Source organism: Niallia sp. FSL W8-0954, assembly GCF_038005605.1.
GTDB classification, from domain to species: Bacteria; Bacillota; Bacilli; order Bacillales; family Cytobacillaceae; genus Niallia; species Niallia circulans_A.
Map to the genome: position 1 here is coordinate 3,973,408 of NZ_JBBOTN010000001.1, position 17,103 is coordinate 3,990,510.

The 17,103-nt window shown below is 36.2% G+C and carries 14 protein-coding genes; all 14 read right to left on the reverse strand.

Features of this window, described 5'->3' with window-relative positions; all coding sequences use genetic code 11:
* Positions 1–11 precede the first annotated feature (11 nt).
* Positions 12–1,025, reverse strand: a complete 1,014-nt coding sequence (locus NX902_RS19625) for a cytochrome d ubiquinol oxidase subunit II (RefSeq protein WP_123258217.1) — start codon at positions 1,023–1,025, stop codon at positions 12–14.
* Positions 1,022–2,374, reverse strand: coding sequence for a cytochrome ubiquinol oxidase subunit I (locus tag NX902_RS19630; protein WP_095330327.1), 1,353 nt, complete (start codon positions 2,372–2,374; stop codon positions 1,022–1,024). Before NX902_RS19630 ends, NX902_RS19625 begins: the two co-directional genes overlap by 4 nt.
* A 367-nt stretch (positions 2,375–2,741) precedes the next feature.
* Positions 2,742–3,935, reverse strand: a complete 1,194-nt coding sequence (locus NX902_RS19635) for a PDZ domain-containing protein (RefSeq protein WP_341123175.1) — start codon at positions 3,933–3,935, stop codon at positions 2,742–2,744.
* A 228-nt stretch (positions 3,936–4,163) separates the two neighbouring features.
* Complete coding sequence (gene tkt, locus NX902_RS19640) at positions 4,164–6,176, reverse strand: transketolase (RefSeq protein WP_171509927.1); 2,013 nt, start codon at positions 6,174–6,176, stop codon at positions 4,164–4,166.
* Positions 6,173–7,060, reverse strand: a complete 888-nt coding sequence (locus NX902_RS19645) for a 6-phosphofructokinase (protein WP_095330324.1) — start codon at positions 7,058–7,060, stop codon at positions 6,173–6,175. The genes tkt (NX902_RS19640) and NX902_RS19645 overlap by 4 nt, the downstream gene beginning before the upstream one ends.
* A gap of 98 nt (positions 7,061–7,158) precedes the next feature.
* Entirely contained in the window at positions 7,159–7,605 is a 447-nt protein-coding gene (rpiB, locus tag NX902_RS19650) for a ribose 5-phosphate isomerase B (protein ID WP_341160931.1), read from the reverse strand.
* A gap of 312 nt (positions 7,606–7,917) precedes the next feature.
* Complete coding sequence (locus NX902_RS19655) at positions 7,918–8,949, reverse strand: zinc-binding dehydrogenase (protein WP_095330322.1); 1,032 nt, start codon at positions 8,947–8,949, stop codon at positions 7,918–7,920.
* Positions 8,950–10,002 (reverse strand): galactitol-1-phosphate 5-dehydrogenase, encoded by a 1,053-nt coding sequence (locus NX902_RS19660; protein WP_123258221.1) that lies wholly within the window; start codon positions 10,000–10,002, stop codon positions 8,950–8,952.
* 95 nt (positions 10,003–10,097) lie between these two features.
* A complete protein-coding gene (locus NX902_RS19665; RefSeq protein WP_047943924.1) occupies positions 10,098–11,375 on the reverse strand; it encodes a PTS galactitol transporter subunit IIC in 1,278 nt (425 codons plus the stop codon).
* Between the two features lie 96 nt (positions 11,376–11,471).
* Positions 11,472–11,753 (reverse strand): PTS sugar transporter subunit IIB, encoded by a 282-nt coding sequence (locus NX902_RS19670; protein WP_095330319.1) that lies wholly within the window; start codon positions 11,751–11,753, stop codon positions 11,472–11,474.
* A gap of 32 nt (positions 11,754–11,785) precedes the next feature.
* A complete protein-coding gene (locus NX902_RS19675) occupies positions 11,786–12,085 on the reverse strand; it encodes a PTS sugar transporter subunit IIB (protein ID WP_123258222.1) in 300 nt (99 codons plus the stop codon).
* Positions 12,086–12,100: 15 nt separating this feature from the next.
* A complete protein-coding gene (locus NX902_RS19680; RefSeq protein ID WP_095330317.1) occupies positions 12,101–12,568 on the reverse strand; it encodes a PTS sugar transporter subunit IIA in 468 nt (155 codons plus the stop codon).
* 27 nt (positions 12,569–12,595) lie between these two features.
* Positions 12,596–14,650, reverse strand: a complete 2,055-nt coding sequence (locus tag NX902_RS19685; RefSeq protein ID WP_095330316.1) for a BglG family transcription antiterminator — start codon at positions 14,648–14,650, stop codon at positions 12,596–12,598.
* A gap of 393 nt (positions 14,651–15,043) precedes the next feature.
* Positions 15,044–17,059 carry a transketolase gene (gene tkt, locus NX902_RS19690; protein ID WP_341123179.1) on the reverse strand — a complete coding sequence of 672 codons (2,016 nt, stop codon included), beginning with the start codon at positions 17,057–17,059 and terminating at the stop codon, positions 15,044–15,046.
* Positions 17,060–17,103: the final 44 nt, after the last annotated feature.

The following is a 17,103-nucleotide window of genomic DNA, read 5'->3' on the forward strand; positions in this document are numbered from 1 at the left end:
ATTCCGCCTTCTTATTTTTTTCCTTTGGCATAATCTGCATCGAATAAAAACAGGCGCATCAATAATATTAGGGACGGAATTAACAGTAAAAGTCCTCCAATGAAGGCAATGATAAGCGCCATTGCCATGGATGGATTTGTGGCACTATCCTCAATATTGATGTATGGATAGAGCAAATAAGGATATTTAGCCATTCCGTATCCGAAAAAGGCAAAGAGAAACTGCAGCATAATGGCAATAAAAGCAATCCCATAATTCCTGCCTATATATAATAGACCGATCCCAATAATAAAAAAGCCCATTGATAAGCCAAATACCCACCATAAATCCAGCATATTTTCGTAGTTAACTTGGTTTCTCTGGCTTAAAGCAATCATTGTTGTCAACGCCATAATAATGGTTGGCGTTGCCCAAAATAATGCCCATTTACGTACTAACTGAAGTGCAGCTAGATCTTTTGCCCTTGAGGCATAATAAGTAATAAAGCTTGCACTAATAAATAGAACAGATACAATCGCTAGCGCAACAATACTCCAAGCTAGCGGACTAGTAAATAATTCGAAATACTTTAACGAAACTTGGCCATTATGTTCAGAAATATATCCTCCTTCTGATATCGTTAAAGCGACTGATAATGATGCTGGGATAAATAGTCCTGTCGCTCCATATAGAAACATATAAACATTACTTTGTTTAGAACCGTAATTTTCAAAAGCATAAAAGGAACCGCGAATAGCTAGCAAAACGATTGCAAAACTTGCAGGTACCAGCAATGCGGAGCCATAATAATAGGCTGAAGAAGGAAAGAAACCAACAATACCTACAAAAAAGAAAACTAAAAACACATTCGTTACTTCCCATACTGGTGATAGGTAACGTGAAATGATTTGATTAATGATATGGTCTTGCTTTGTAATCTTTGCATAATAAGCAAAAAATCCTGCGCCAAAGTCAATCGATGCTACAATTAGATAGCCATACAGAAATAACCATAGTACCGTAATCCCGATTACCTCATAACTCATTTTTCAATCCCCTCTTTCCATTCAGGGTAGTTCTTTTCTAACTCCAGTTCTGCTGGATTGTCTTTAAATAATTTTCGTAAGGTGATCGTAAATAGAGTGCCAAGGACTATATACAGTGCTAGAAATAGAAAAAACATCTGCAAAATATAAGGAGATGATGTAGCTGCCTCATCCACAGTCATATATCCTCTTACTATCCATGGCTGTCTTCCCAATTCTGCAAAAACCCACCCAAGTTCTACAGCTAACATGGCAAGCGGCCCACTTATAGCGATTAACCATAGCATTAATCTATTATGCTGGTTCCAGCGTTTAAACCTAGCTAATACAATATATAAGAACGAGATTCCTAAAAGGAAGAATCCAATAGATACCATCGAATCAAATAAATAGTGGATGACCAATGGCGGTCTTTCTCCTTCTGGGGTAGCTTCTAACCCTGTTACTTCGCTCGTAAAATCGCCATGTGCTAAAAAGCTTAAAAAGCCAGGTACTCGAATCGCTCCAACGACCTCATTCTCATCATTCAACCATCCAAATAGAAGGAGATCTGCATTCTCTTCTGATTCAAATAGCCATTCTGCTGCAGCTAGCTTTTCTGTCTGATGTTTGGCTAAATATTTGGCCGATACATCCCCTGCTAATGCAGTAATTACGGAAAAGATAAACATAGCGATAACCGTCATCTTTAGTGCTTTTTTATGATATTCTCGTGCACCTTTGTTTCGCAATAACGCAATAGCAGCAATCGTTGCTAGTATAGCTGCTACAGTCAAATAGGAACCTCCTAAGACGTGAAAAATTCTAGTCGGTGATGATGGGTTTAACATCGCTTTTAACGGATTAACCGCAACAAATTCTCCATCGACCATAGTAAATCCATTAGGCGAGTTCATAAAAGAATTTACTGTCGTTATAAAAACCGCAGACATCCCTGCACCAATTACAACTGGTAATGTTAATAGCCAGTGCGTATATTTCCCTTTAAAGCGATCCCATGTATATAAATAAATTCCTAAGAAAATCGCTTCAAAGAAAAATGCAAATACTTCCATAAATAGTGGCAGTGCTATGACATTACCTGCAAGCTGCATAAAGTTTGGCCATACTAAAGATAGCTGTAGAGCAATGGCTGTTCCCGTTACTACTCCAATCGCAACCGTTATCACAAATCCCCTAGACCATCTTTTGGCTAGCAATTCATAATGCTTATCCTTCTTTCTAATACCAATAAATTCAGCTATAGAAATAAACAATGGTACTCCAACCCCTAATGTAGCAAAGATAATGTGAAAGATAAGGGTCATTGCTGTAATCATCCTGCTAATGGTGACTGTATCAAACTCCATGTTTCTCCCTCCTGTTTTCCTTAGTGAAATATTGAGCAAGTTTAAGCTATATATTAATATTTTGGATTTTAATCATGGATACTATCTATACTTCTTTATTAATACCCTAATTATTAAGTACTTATGTACTTATCCAAAATATACGAATACTGATATTAACACTATGATTATAATGTTAACATAAGGAGGTGGAAGTAATATGTGTACACTTTTAGAAGGATTTTTTTTCCATCTTCACAGTGGCGTTTTTTACATAAAAAAGAACCAACTCCATTTTAGAATTGGTTCTTGCTGGCTTATTTATTTTTTCTACTTAAGATGATTAGCAAAATTAAATCTACTTGAACATTCAGCAGACAGTACATTTTTAAACTGCTTCATTTCCATGAACTTTTTCATCCGGAATCAATAACAGACCTAATTCGTGGTGATCGCCCTCAAATAGAGCCCTTTGTACAAAACGAATTTCGCCATGACTATCAAAGACCTCCAATTTACAATGGGCAGAATTCTTCTGTAAAGCTTTATACAATTGAATTTTATCTTGAACGGGAATACTATTTACTTTCGAAATCATTTCTCCAATTCTAAGTCCCATTTTATCAGCAGGCGAATCTGGTACAATTCCTAAAATTACTACCCCATTATTTTTTCTAGAAAAATAAAAGGATCTGTTTTTTTCTTTATTTCTCTGTTTTGAGGTAATCCATTCACGACCGATAATTGCTACAAACACTAGACCAAGTGATGCAAGCGGGTATAAATAAGTTGCCGCTCCACCTACTATGACAAAAGAACCAAGGATAATTAGATTTCGCCCCACATTTCTAATAGCAACAATAGGATGCTCTCCTTGCACTTCTAGCTTTGCGCCAATCAAGAATGGAACGAAAATTAAAGAATAGGTTTGATTGGCAATAGTAAACATAGGCCACCATTCAAATGGAATTGTCAGTACGCCTGAAGGGATAAATAAAAACACCGGCATGAGCCATGCTCTTTCAAGTAAATGAACACCTATAACTTGGCCTCGTTTACTTTTCTTTAATCGCGGGGAAGTCCCTTTTACTCCGTTTCCACGAACAAATATTCCCTCGGAAATAATCAATAATCCTAATAAGATAATTGCCGTTGGAAAAATATACTCAGAAGGCTGAAGATTGCTTTTAGAAAACAAGAAATAATCCAAGCCAAGAAAAACAGACACACTACTTGCTATAATGCCTAGACCAGCCGTGTAAACAGGTGATAATATTCTTGTTTTTCCAATTAAAGCAAATATTATGGTGAAAATTCCTGTGAAAATAATAAATTCCATTGGAATTACTAAAACAAGACCAATTGAAAGAATAGAAACACATAGCCCTACAAGTATCCCTCGTGGAAGTAATTGTCTCAGTTCAAAATAAGCATCCTGTGCTCTTACTGTGAAATTTCTTCTTTCTTTTTTCACTCTAGAAACCCCTAAAAAAGCGGCAAATAGAAATGATAAATAAAAAACAGGATGCAAAAATAATTTACCAAATCCTTTTAATAGTTCAAGCAGCCAATCTTGCCACATAAAAACTTCCTCCATCCTTACAATAAGCTTTCAATCTATTCATTCCTCGAAATAAAGGAATTTAATCTTTTTGATAGTATAAATCTATTATATTCTACTCATATGGTAATAGAAAGACTATGTGGAAGAAATATCTATCTTTTTATCTGCTTTTCTAATTATATACTAGTTTTTTATACTAAAAAAGCTAACAACCCATTACAGTCGTTAGCTTTTATTCATTAGTGTTTAGTTTCTTGCCATGGAAGCTTTCACTTTAGCTACAACATTTTCCACCGAAAATCCATACTCTTGGAAAAGTTTATCCGCCGGAGCTGAAGCACCAAAATGATCAATGGTGATACATTCTCCTTTTGCTCCGACATATTCTCTCCAGCCAAGTGATGCACCAGCCTCGATAGCAACACGTGCTTGAACGCTTTCCGGCAGTATACTTTCTTTATATTCAGGAGATTGCTTTTCAAAAAGATCCCAGCTTGGCATACTTACCACATTTACAGAAATTCCTTCTTCTGCTAAAGCTGCTTGTGCATTGATTGCAAGGGATACTTCTGATCCTGTTGCCAGAATTAATGCCTGCGCTTTTCCTTGAGCTGGGGAAACAATGTATGCACCTTTTTTCACCCCTTCGTAGGCTTCTCCCTTCGTTAAGTCGAGAGTCGGCAGGTTCTGACGTGTCAATACTAGTGCTGTTGGTGTATCTGTACTTTCTAATGCCAGTTGCCATGCTGCTGCTGTTTCTTTGGCATCTGCTGGACGAATAATCGATAATCCTGGCATAGCGCGGAGGGAAGCCAATTGTTCAATTGGCTCATGTGTTGGACCATCTTCTCCGACAGCAATACTATCATGTGTGAATACATATGTTACTGGTAGTTTCATTAATGCTGCTAAGCGGATTGCTGGGCGTAAATAATCAGAGAATACGAAGAATGTTGCGCCAAATACTTTTACACCACCATGTAGTGCTAATCCGTTTAATGCAGCACCCATTGCAAATTCACGTACACCAAACCAGATATTTCTACCAGCATATCCATCGATAGCAAAGTTCTTTTCAGCAGTCATTAACGTCTTATTGGATCCTGCTAAATCAGCTGAGCCACCAAATAAAAATGGAAGTTCTTTCGCTGCTGCTTGAATCGTTTTCCCAGAAGATTCTCTTGTTGCCATCGATTCCCCTGCAGTAAATTCAGGTAGCTTTGCTTGCAAATCAGCTGGTAATTTCCCCTTGATTGCTGATTCTAATTGAGCAGCTAATTCCGGATAGGCTGCTTTATAATTTTCATAAAGTTCATTCCATGCTTTCTCTTTATCTGCGCCTGCTTGTGCTAATGCCGCATAATGCTCCGATACTTCTGCTGGAATATAGAATGCTTCTTCATATGCCCACCCATACGTTTGTTTTGCTAATTGTGTTTCAGAAGCTCCAAGCGGTGCACCATGTGATGCAGATTTTCCGCCTTTATTTGGAGAACCATATCCAATTACGGTTTTCACTTCAATGAGAGAAGGAATATCTGATTGTTTCGCCTTTATAATAGCCTTATGAATTTCTTCTATATTATTTCCATCTTCCACACGAATAACTTCCCATCCATATGCTTCAAAACGTTTTTGAACACTTTCAGAGAACGAAAGATGCAAATCACCATCTAACGAGATATCATTGGAATCATATAATACTACTAATCTACCTAATTTTAAATGGCCTGCAAGAGATGCTGCTTCTGCCGATACTCCTTCCATTAAATCGCCATCACCGCAGATGCTGTACGTATAGTGATCTACTACTGGATAATTTTCTTTATTATAAGTTTCTGCCAAGTGTCTTTCTGCCATTGCCATTCCTACTGCCATCGCGATTCCTTGTCCCAATGGGCCAGTAGTTGCTTCCACACCTGGAGTATGGCCGAACTCTGGATGACCTGGCGTTTTACTTCCCCATTGACGAAAATTTTCCAAATCATCAACCGTTACATCATATTGGAATAAATGCAACAAGCTATAAAGAAGCATGGAACCATGTCCTGCTGATAAGACAAACCGATCACGGTTAAACCAATTAGGATTAGCCGGATTATGATTCATTTCCTTTGCCCATAATGTGTATGCCATTGGTGCTGCCCCCATTGGCATTCCTGGGTGACCAGAATTTGACTTTTCAATAGCATCAATGGATAATGTTCGAATTGTATTAACTGCTAGTTTTTCTACATTTGCAACAACTGTATTAGTCATACTATCATTCCTTCGTATTTTTTATTTAAATAAAGAACTCCCTCTTTTTTAACTGCTATTTCTCCTGTTGGACTATCATTTTTTATCCATAATGAAATGATTTCCGCTATTTCGTTTGCTAAAATTCGGTCAATTGTTGTTGGATTGGTTCCCATGCACAGAGCTTCATCAATTTCCGTGTATTTCCAATCCACATTTAAAGAGCGAATCAGGTTCTTCTCTACACTTGCTTTGTTTAAATGACTATAAACTAGTACAGAAGAAGTTTGAAGAGAATTAAAACTATTATCGATTTTATTGCATAAAAGCTCTACTTCTTCTAATTCATCCGTATTTGCTAAAAAATGGCCATCTACCGCCATGGAAATATCTTGGAGCATATGATTCGATGGGAACCCGTTTATAGCAAAACCAAACAATCTTGGTTTATCATATTTTAGCGAATGAATGGTATCTTTTACCTTCAGAACCATTTGCGTGATACTATTAATTGCGGTGTCATAGCCTAAAGACCAATCTGAACCTTTGATATTATTATAAATAGAGACAGGAACATATAAGGAATGGATCGTTTCGCTCGCTGCAAATGTCTGCGTCCATCGTTCTTTTGCCTGTTCATCGCCAATAAAAATTATACTGTCCATCGGAGAACAGATTTCTTCCCATCTGATATTGTCTACTAATGGGGATGGCTTCAATACAGAATCACTTAAATAGGGAGAATCATTATTCACAATAAATTCAAGATAGTCCGCTTTCCCTGTTTCTTTATTCACTTCAATCCCAAATAATTGATGAGTTGGAGTCCATTCATTAAACATTTTATGAATAATCTGCTTTACCCCTGCAGGCAGTAGCCCTGCAATAATGATGCCTATCTTCAAAATGGATGCCCCCTGTTTACCGTTATTTATTTAGTCTTATAGATTTCTATTGATTAGCTGTTTTCCATCCTTTTATCTTTATAAGCTTTATCAATCTATCAACATTGGTATTTCTCTAATTCCCCAATAGCTCCGACTCTTCTTTCATGTCTTCCACCTAAAAATTCCGCCTGAAGCCATGTTTCTACTATTAGCAAGGCCAAACCTTCTCCTGTCACTCTCTCTCCTAAACATAGGACATTACTATTATTATGTTCCCTAGTAGCTTTCGCGGAAAAAACATCTCCAACTACAGCTGCTCGTATACCATTTATTTTATTTGCCGCAATACTCATTCCGATACCAGTTCCACAACAAAGAATTCCTAAATCATTTTGCCCTCTAACAATCGATTCTCCCACTTTTTTGGCATAGTCTGGGAAATCTACACTTCCTCGACTGTGACAACCAAAATCTTCTACTTCTACTTCTTGTTCTAATAAATACTTCTTCACTGCTTCCTTGAGCAAAAATCCACCATGATCACATGCAATAGCTAACTTCATGCTCCTCATCCTTTCTATTAGTCAACTCTATTAATCGGATTCAGAATGGGAAAAGACGTATTATTTCCTTCCAGGAAGAACCAAATAATAGAATCATGAAACAATCAACTCTCATGCCCATTACATTCTGTTAGTTCCTTTTGGCATGTTCATTTTATCACATAAATTCTAGTTGACTGTATACGTTTTCATTCTCAATATTGTTTTACCTTTTGTGCCATCTAGTGATGGAAGATAATTTATAATAAAGTAAACAGATAAAAATACCCCACTTTTATGATGGAAGAGGAGTATTTTTTATCTGACAGCTGCTTAAGATTCAATTAAAACTTTTATCTCATCACCAGCCATTACTTTTTCAAAACCATTGCGCCATTCAGCAAGTGATACGATCTTTGTAATCATTTTATCTGTATCGATTTTTCCATCTTCAAGTAATTTCAGGGCAATATCCCAAGAACTAGGTTTTTGAGAACGACAGCCGATATAGTTAATTTCGCGTTGAATAATGGACTCTTGATCGATTTCATTTGCTTTCTTTGCAAATAATCCTACTTGAACGAATGTTCCTTTTTTCTTTGTTAGTGCAAGACCTTGGTTTACAGCTGGAACTGCTCCCGAACAATCAAATACTTTATCTGCACCATAGCCATCCGTATATTGGTAAACCATTTTGCTCAAATCTTCTTGTAAAAGATCAACGACAACATCTATTCCTAATTCCTTTGCAAGATCTAATCGCTTTCTATCTTTTGTAATGCCAGCCAATATAACGAAAGCGCCTTGTGCTTTTACTACTTGACTTAATAACAATCCAATGGGACCAGGACCAAATACTAAAACAGTATCGGTTTCTGCAATCGTTGTTTTTTCTAACGCGGCATGAACACAACAAGCTAATGGTTCTGTTAAAGCAGCTGCTTCTAAACTAACCTTTTCGTTTAAAACATGAACGCTCTCTTCCCTAGCAATCACATATTCTGCCATACTACCATTTACTTGTGTACCAAGACCTGTTCGATTTGGACAAAGATTATAGTCCTTTTCTTGACAATAGATACATTCTCCGCACGTTGTAAAGGTCGTTTCACTTGTTACTCGATCTCCGACTTTTACTCTTGTAACATCTTTGCCAACCTCCACTACTACACCAGAAAACTCATGTCCTAAGACAACAGGAGTATTTTTGCTATTGTATTCCCCTTTAAAGGTGTGAATATCAGATCCACAAATCCCTGTGTATGCAACTTTTATTTTTACTTTATCGTCATATGCAGAAGGCTCATCGATTTCGATTAGCTCCATTTCATCATAGCCGGATTTTAATTTTGTTACAGCTTTCATTTAATTCTCACTCCCATTTGGTAAAATTAACACTTTTCCATAGTTCTCTTCACGATTAATAATTAGATTAAAAGCCGCTTGAGTATCTTCTAAAGGAAATCGATGAGAAATTAAATCTTTCAACTTAATTTGTCCCTTTTGTAAAAAGGTAATGCTTTTTGTCCATTCTTCACCAGGGAAAGGAGCTGAATAGGAATTCCAAAATCCCTTTAAGGTTAACTCTCTTCTAAAAATATTTTCAAATGCTTTTTGTGATAAAGTTACATCAGAATATGCAATGCCTAAATATCCGATCTTTCCCTTCTTACGTGTAATCAATAAACATTGTTCTTGTGTAATTTTTGAACCTGCACATTCTAAAGCTATATCTACACCCAGGCCATTGGTATATTCATCTATTTTTTGATATAAGTCTTCTTTTTTTGCATTAATAGTTTTTTCACAGCCAAATGCTCTTGCTTCTGCTAACTTTTCATCGGAAATATCAATAGCTATTATTTCTTTAACCCCGGCTATTTTTAACCACTGAATAACGAGCATACCAATTGTTCCTGCACCAAAGACTGCGACTACATCACCTAAATGCGGCTTAATATTTAATACTCCATGTAAAGCAACTGCCAGTGGTTCAATCATTGCTGCCTCTTCAAAATCCATTTCGCCAATTGATAAAATATTCGTAGCAGGAACATTACAATACTCTGCAAATCCTCCATAAGATTGGGATCCTATCATTCCATGATTTTCACACAATGAAAATTGTCCCTTTAGACAATATTCACATTCGTTACAAGGTATAAAAGGAATGACAACAACTCTTTCACCAACTTTTACATTTGTAACCTTAGATCCAATTTCAGTAACAATTCCGGAAAATTCATGCCCCATTATTGCTGGTAATGGATATTTCCAAACACTTGTCATTTTATGTGTATCAGATCCGCAGATACCAGCCGCCATTACTTTGACCTTAACTTCTGTGGCTTTACATGATTCTAGCTCTATATCTTCATAAATAATTTTGTTTTCAGCGTGGAGAACTGCTGCTTTCATCGTTTAAACCTCCATTTCTTATTTTCATTTCATAATAAAAGCAGACGCACCAGCATAATTGCTTAAATCATCTGCTTTTATTCATTAAGTTCTAGTTATTTTCCAAATAAAAAGGCAACCGCTTCAGAGAATTTTAAGATTAACCAGTTAAATAAGTTACCTCCTAGATCTAAGCTAGAAATTTGGGTAGCACCCTCAGGTAAAGTAAATTGCGCACCAGAAATCATCTGAGTATGAACCTCCGCAAAATTAGTAGCCATATATAGTGATAACGCTACCATTACGATTCCAGCTAAAACAGAGTGAATGATATTTCCTTTACGAGATCCTACAACAAACGCAATATAAAATGGAATTGTCGCTAAATCACCAAATGGCAACACTTTATTACCTGGTAAGATTACAGCTAAAAATAATGTAATTGGAACTAAAATAAGTGCAGTTGCCATAACTGATGGATGTCCTACAGATACTGCTGCATCCAATCCTATATAAATCTCTCTATCGCCATATCTCTTTTGTAAAAATGACCGTGCTGACTCTGAAATAGGGATTAAGCCTTCCATTAAGATCTTAACCATACGCGGCATTAATAACATTACTGCTCCCATTGAAATACCTGTTTGTAATATTTTTCCGATATCATAACCAGCAAGTAATCCAATAAGTGCACCGAGGATTATGCCCATCATCATTGGTTCACCAAAAATTCCAAAACGCTTTTGAATAGTTTCAGGGTCTGCATTTAATTTATTTATTCCTGGAATTTTTGCGATAGCCCAGCCTACTAATATACCAATTGGTCCGAATGCCGCTGTAGAACCAGTTGGTAATGAAATTCCATCAAGCCCATAAAATTTTTGAACCATAGGAGCCGTTTTATCAGCAACAAACAGAACAGCATATTGATAAATAATTGCACATAAAATTGCAAACCACCAACTATCTGTTACAATATAGCCAGTTGCACCAGCTGCAATAAAGTGCCAGTAATTCCAAATATCAATATCCAAAGTTTTTGTCATCTTTGTTAATAAGAAAAAGATATTTGCAAATAAACAAATCGGAATTAAAATTGCTGCAACAGGTGATGCCCAAGATAAAGCTGCTGCTGAGGGCCATCCTGTATCAATTACTGTTAGATTCAATCCAAAACGCTCAACCATCTGCTGTGCAGCTGGGCCTAGAGTACTAACAAGCAAATCAATAACTAAGTTAATCCCAACAAATCCAATCCCAATAGTTATTCCCGCTTTTAATGCCTTTTTAAAGCCTGTCTTAAATGCAAGACCCAATAGAATAATAGCAATAGGTAAAATTACAGTTGGTCCAAGATTTAATACATACTGAACGCCATCTAATAGCTTTTGCATATTTTTCCCTCTTCTCTTTTGTTATATATTAGATTTAATTTCTGTTAATTGTTATATAACAATTAACAGAAATTTCATCCAAATTCACTTAACTTCTTATTTCAAATGATCGAGAATTTTTTTATCTAAACTTTCCATTCCAATTCCAGTGATATAAGCCGTAGCTATAATTGCTGGTATCTGATAAGTTGTAGGAAGAATAGTAGTTGAAACGATAATATCTGCCTCACTTTGTTTTGAAGCTACTTCTGCTATTTTACATTGAATAACTTCCGCATTAATATTGTTATCCTTCACCAAATTCTCCACTCGATTACAAACTACAGTTGAAGTTGCGATACCTGCTCCACATGCTACTAAAATTTTATATTTTTTCATTTTTAAAATCCCCTTCCATTCTTTTAACGTATTTAGATTGTTTTGCTTGTTCTTTCAAAATAACTTAGAATCTCTTTATCTAGTTTTTCTATACCTAACCCACTAATATAAGCAGTAGCACTGATTGCTGGGACTTTATATTTTGTAGGCAATATAGTAGTTGATATGATTAAAAATGCATCATCTTGTAAACTTGCCACTTCTGCTATTTTACATTGAACAAGCTCTACCTTTAGATTTTCTCGTCTAAATAATTCTTCTAAATGATCTAAAACAACTGTTGATGTAGCAATCCCTGCACCACATGCCACAAGTACTATTGGCTTGTTCAATCTAATCACCACCTTTCATGAAATTTTAATGCTTTCAAATAATAATGTTATATCTGATTTATCCTTTGCATGAATAAGCTTTTCAAGATGCTCTTCTACTTGGATAACCTGCATTAACTCCTGTAGAACCTCAATTTGGCTATGTGGTTGATTTAAGCCAAGCATTAATACAGCTTGCACCTCCGTTGTTTTTGTATTATCTTCCATTAAATGAAAGGATACTGGTTTTTCTAAAACAGAAACGGCGATAAATTGCTCCACTACATGTTCCGGATCTGTATGAGGGATAGCGATACTATAATTATTGACACTGAGCCCTGTTGGGAAGATCGATTCTCTCTCTTTAATTTTCGGTAGAAAGGTTTCTTTTACAAAGCCTTGCTCATATGCCTTTTCGAACATTGCATGGAAAAGCTCATCTTGATTTTCTACCTTTAATCCGATGTTTATTAAACTTTCTTTAATAAATGAAGCAACTGCCATTTTAAACTCCTCCACTTTCACTTAACTTTAAGAATATTTTTTAATGATTTCATATAGTTGATTGGAATCATTACTGTTTTTTAAATTGCTGATATCTTCTTCATTTTTTGATAACTTCATCAGCTGTCTTAATGCATAAAGATGTTTATGCTTATCTGTAGATGCCAATACCACAATAAAATGGACGCAAACGTTATCATTAAATGGAATACCTTCTTCTATTTTTAATAAGCTCATGCCGACATTATTTACACCATCTTCTGGTCCTGCATGAGGTATGGCTATTACGTTTCTTAGTAAGATATGCTGTACCATTGTAGGATACTGTTTCACCATTTCTGCAATATAATTTTCTGTGATGCTGCCATTTTTCAGCAGCTTTTCTGCTGCAAGTTGGATTCCTTGCTGCCAACCTTCTATTCTTTTCACCACGGTAATCATTTTTGGTGCTAAGAGAGAGGAAAGGGATAAATCTGTCTTCGCCATTGGTTCTTGTGAATCATTAGCTGGTGTAATGGAGAAATGTTCTTGTAACGTACTGCGCAAAGACTCTTTATCTTTTATAGAAGCATATTTCTCAATTTTCCCCATTAATTGTTCAATGTTGATCACACTAGTATTTAAGTCAAATATTTCTCTTAATACTCTTTGTCTAAGCTGAACTTTTTCAAAATCTGTTAATATGCGATTAATGACAAATTGCTTTGTATCCGTTTGCAAAGGCACTGGTGAAAAAATAATATCCACTTGGTAATTAAGTTGTTGAAATTCCCGAATAGATAAAGCATGATAAAAGTAAAATTCAGGGAATAACTCACGTAATGTGCTTTCCATTAGGCGTGATATCGATACACCATTTGGACAAACAACGACCGCTTTCTTCTTCTTCTGAATTGTTTCTCCTGAGCTGATTAAATGTCCGCCAATGAAGATGGTGATGAACATTAGTTCACTTTCTGGTATGGGACAGCCGATATATTCTTCTACTGGAGAAATCGAATCCTTTACAATAAAATGAATTGTTTCAAATTCTTCGCTTACTTTTTCCATCATCGTGTAATTCGTCGTTAGATTATATTTCATTCGATAATAAGCAGGCTTCATATGAAGAACTAATCTTTCAAGTAATGCCGCTTTATCCTTGAAGGCTATACACGCTTTATATTCAAAAGTATGAAGAAATTGTTCCAAGGCCCTCGTCAGCTCTGGGATTTGGTGATCAGCTAAAAACTGTGCAGATAATATTTTGGATGTAAGCAGCTGCAAGGTCAAAAACAGATGCTCTTCTTTCGGAATAGCTTTCATATCTTTAATCAAGATTTCTGCAGCAATAAATTCTTTCGTATCGGACAAGGAGCGATAATCAATATGGTAAAAATCTTGAATTACTTTCCCTTGTTGAATACGCTTTAGTATGACTGCTAAAATATATGGCAAAAGATTAATTCGTTCATCAATAAACTGAAGGTGTAAACTGCTTTCGACTTCTGCAAGCCTTTCTTTAATCGTTGTCAGATTGTCTTTTGATATATCAATAAACTTTTGAATATAAACTTCTCCATTATAAATCGATAAGATATTTTCCAATACTTCCACTAATAATTTTCGGACATCCCATTCCTTTCCTTTTAATTCATATCCTTTCATTCTTGAATAACTAACTTCAAGCTCGTATGGTTCAATCATTTGCTGAACATTTTTCATATCACGAAGGACCGTGTTTTTACTTACACCTAAGGCGGTAGTAAAATGCAGTAAGGAAAGCTCTTCATTGCTACTGATAATATACAATAGAATAAATTGAGCTCTTTCCGTTTCAGATGGAATATAATGTTTATCCACTTGTTCGTCTGTCTTTTCAGCGAATAATTCCATAATGACTGGGCTAATAATGAATTTTCCGCCATTTGTTCTTTTGATAGCTGGATAATTATTCGATTCAAGCCAATCATTAATCTTCTGAAAACTGTAACTAACTTGCCTTCTAGATAACTGAAATTTTTTCTCTAGCTTTATGTTAGAAGTATCGGGATTACTCAATACTTCCTTTAATAAGATATTACTTCTTTCGTCAAGATACATTATCTATCACCTCTTAACTTGATTTCATTGTAGCATGTAAAAACAAGATATTGTATCCGTTTTCATTTCCATTACTAGTTTGTGAATTGTGTCACTAAGTGATTAACTTGCACAAATCCCCTTCTTTTCTCCTTCTATCATAAATACAAACTTGTTGCCAAGATTAATCTGATTATGTATATACAGCATGAAGCATATTTCTCTATTGTGACTGTATTTAACTACTTTTGCTACTTAAACTAATGATAAAGTTGACATCGATTCCTAAGACAAGATTTAACAATTTTATTTTTTCATTGGCGCCTACTTCTTTTTCTTTGTACAAAAAAGAAGCTAATAACCATCTCACATGGTTATTAGCTTCTGTCCTTTTCACCTAGAAACTTGCGGATATTATTTTGCTTTTGCGATAGATGATTTTACTTTTGCCACAACATTCTCAACAGTAAATCCATACTCTTGGAATAATTTATCTGCTGGAGCAGATGCACCGAAATGATCAATTGTAATGTGCTCCCCTTTAGAACCGATGTATTCTCTCCAGCCTAGAGATGCACCAGCCTCGATTGCAACACGTGCTTGAACACTTTCTGGCAATACACTTTCTTTATATTCAAGAGATTGTTTTTCAAAACGATCCCAGCTTGGCATACTTACTACATTTACAGAAATTCCTTCTTCTGCTAAAGCCGCTTGTGCCTTGATTGCAAGAGATACTTCTGAACCAGATGCTAAGATTAATGCCTGAGCAGCTTCTTTACCAGCTACAACTGTATAAGCACCTTTTTTCACGCCTTCGTATGCTTCTGCTTTTGTTAAATCTAATGTTGGTAAGTTTTGACGAGTCAACACTAGTGCTGTTGGAGTATCTGTGCTTTCAATTGCCAGTTGCCATGCAGCTGCTGTTTCTTTTGCATCTGCTGGACGAATGATAGAAAGCCCTGGCATTGCACGTAAGGAAGCAAGTTGTTCAACAGGCTCATGTGTTGGACCATCTTCTCCGACAGCAATACTATCATGTGTAAATACATATGTTACTGGTAATTTCATTAATGCTGCTAAGCGGATTGCTGGGCGCAAATAATCAGAGAACACGAAGAATGTTGCGCCAAATACTTTTACTCCACCATGCAGTGCTAATCCGTTTAATGCCGCACCCATTGCAAATTCACGTACACCAAACCAGATATTTCTGCCGGCATATCCATCAATGGCAAAGTTTTTCTCACTAGTCATTAATGTTTTGTTCGAACCAGCAAGGTCTGCAGAACCACCGAAGAAAGCAGGAACCGCACTAGCAATTGCTTGAATTGTTTTCCCAGAAGAATCTCTTGTCGCCATAGAATCTCCAGCATTAAATTCTGGTAATTTTTCTTGTAAATCAGCAGGTAGTTCTCCTTTAATAGCTGTTTCTAATTGAGTAGCTAATTCTGGATATGCTGCTTTATAATTTTCATAAAGCTCATTCCAAGCTTTCTCTTTTTCTGCACCTTCTTGTGCTAGTGCCGCATAATGCTCCGATACTTCTGCTGGAACGTGGAATGCTTCTTCATATGCCCAACCATATGTTTGTTTTGCTAATTGTGTTTCAGAAGCTCCAAGTGGTGCACCATGTGATGCAGATTTTCCGCCTTTATTCGGAGAACCATAGCCAATAACTGTTTTCACTTCAATTAATGTCGGTATATCTGATTTTTTCGCTTGAGCAATTGCCGCTTGAATTTCAGCTAAGTCATTGCCATCTTCTACACGAATAACTTCCCATCCATATGCTTCAAAGCGCTTTTGAACACTTTCAGAGAAAGAGAGATTTAAATCACCATCTAAAGAAATATCATTGGAATCATATAATACTACTAGTCTTCCTAATTTTAAATGACCTGCAAGAGACGCTGCTTCTGCAGATACGCCTTCCATTAAATCACCATCACCGCAGATGCTGTACGTATAATGGTCAACAACTGGATAATTTTCTTTATTATAGGTTTCTGCAAGATGTCTTTCTGCCATTGCCATCCCAACAGCCATCGCAATACCTTGTCCTAATGGACCAGTAGTAGCTTCCACACCTGGTGTGTGTCCAAATTCTGGATGTCCTGGAGTTTTGCTTCCCCATTGACGGAAGTTCTTTAAGTCATCTACAGTAACACCGTAATTGAAAAGGTGCAGCAAGCTATATAGAAGCATAGAACCATGTCCAGCTGATAAAACGAAACGGTCACGGTTGAACCAGTTAGGATTAGCCGGATTATGATTCATTTCCTTAGCCCATAATGTATAAGCCATTGGCGCTGCCCCCATTGGCATTCCTGGGTGACCAGAATTAGACTTTTCAATTGCATCAATGGATAAAGTACGGATTGTGTTAATAGCTAATTGTTCGATATCTGTTTTTACTTGATTACTCATTTTCCTCATCCTTTTTTGATTTATTTAATGCTAGCCAAAATTAA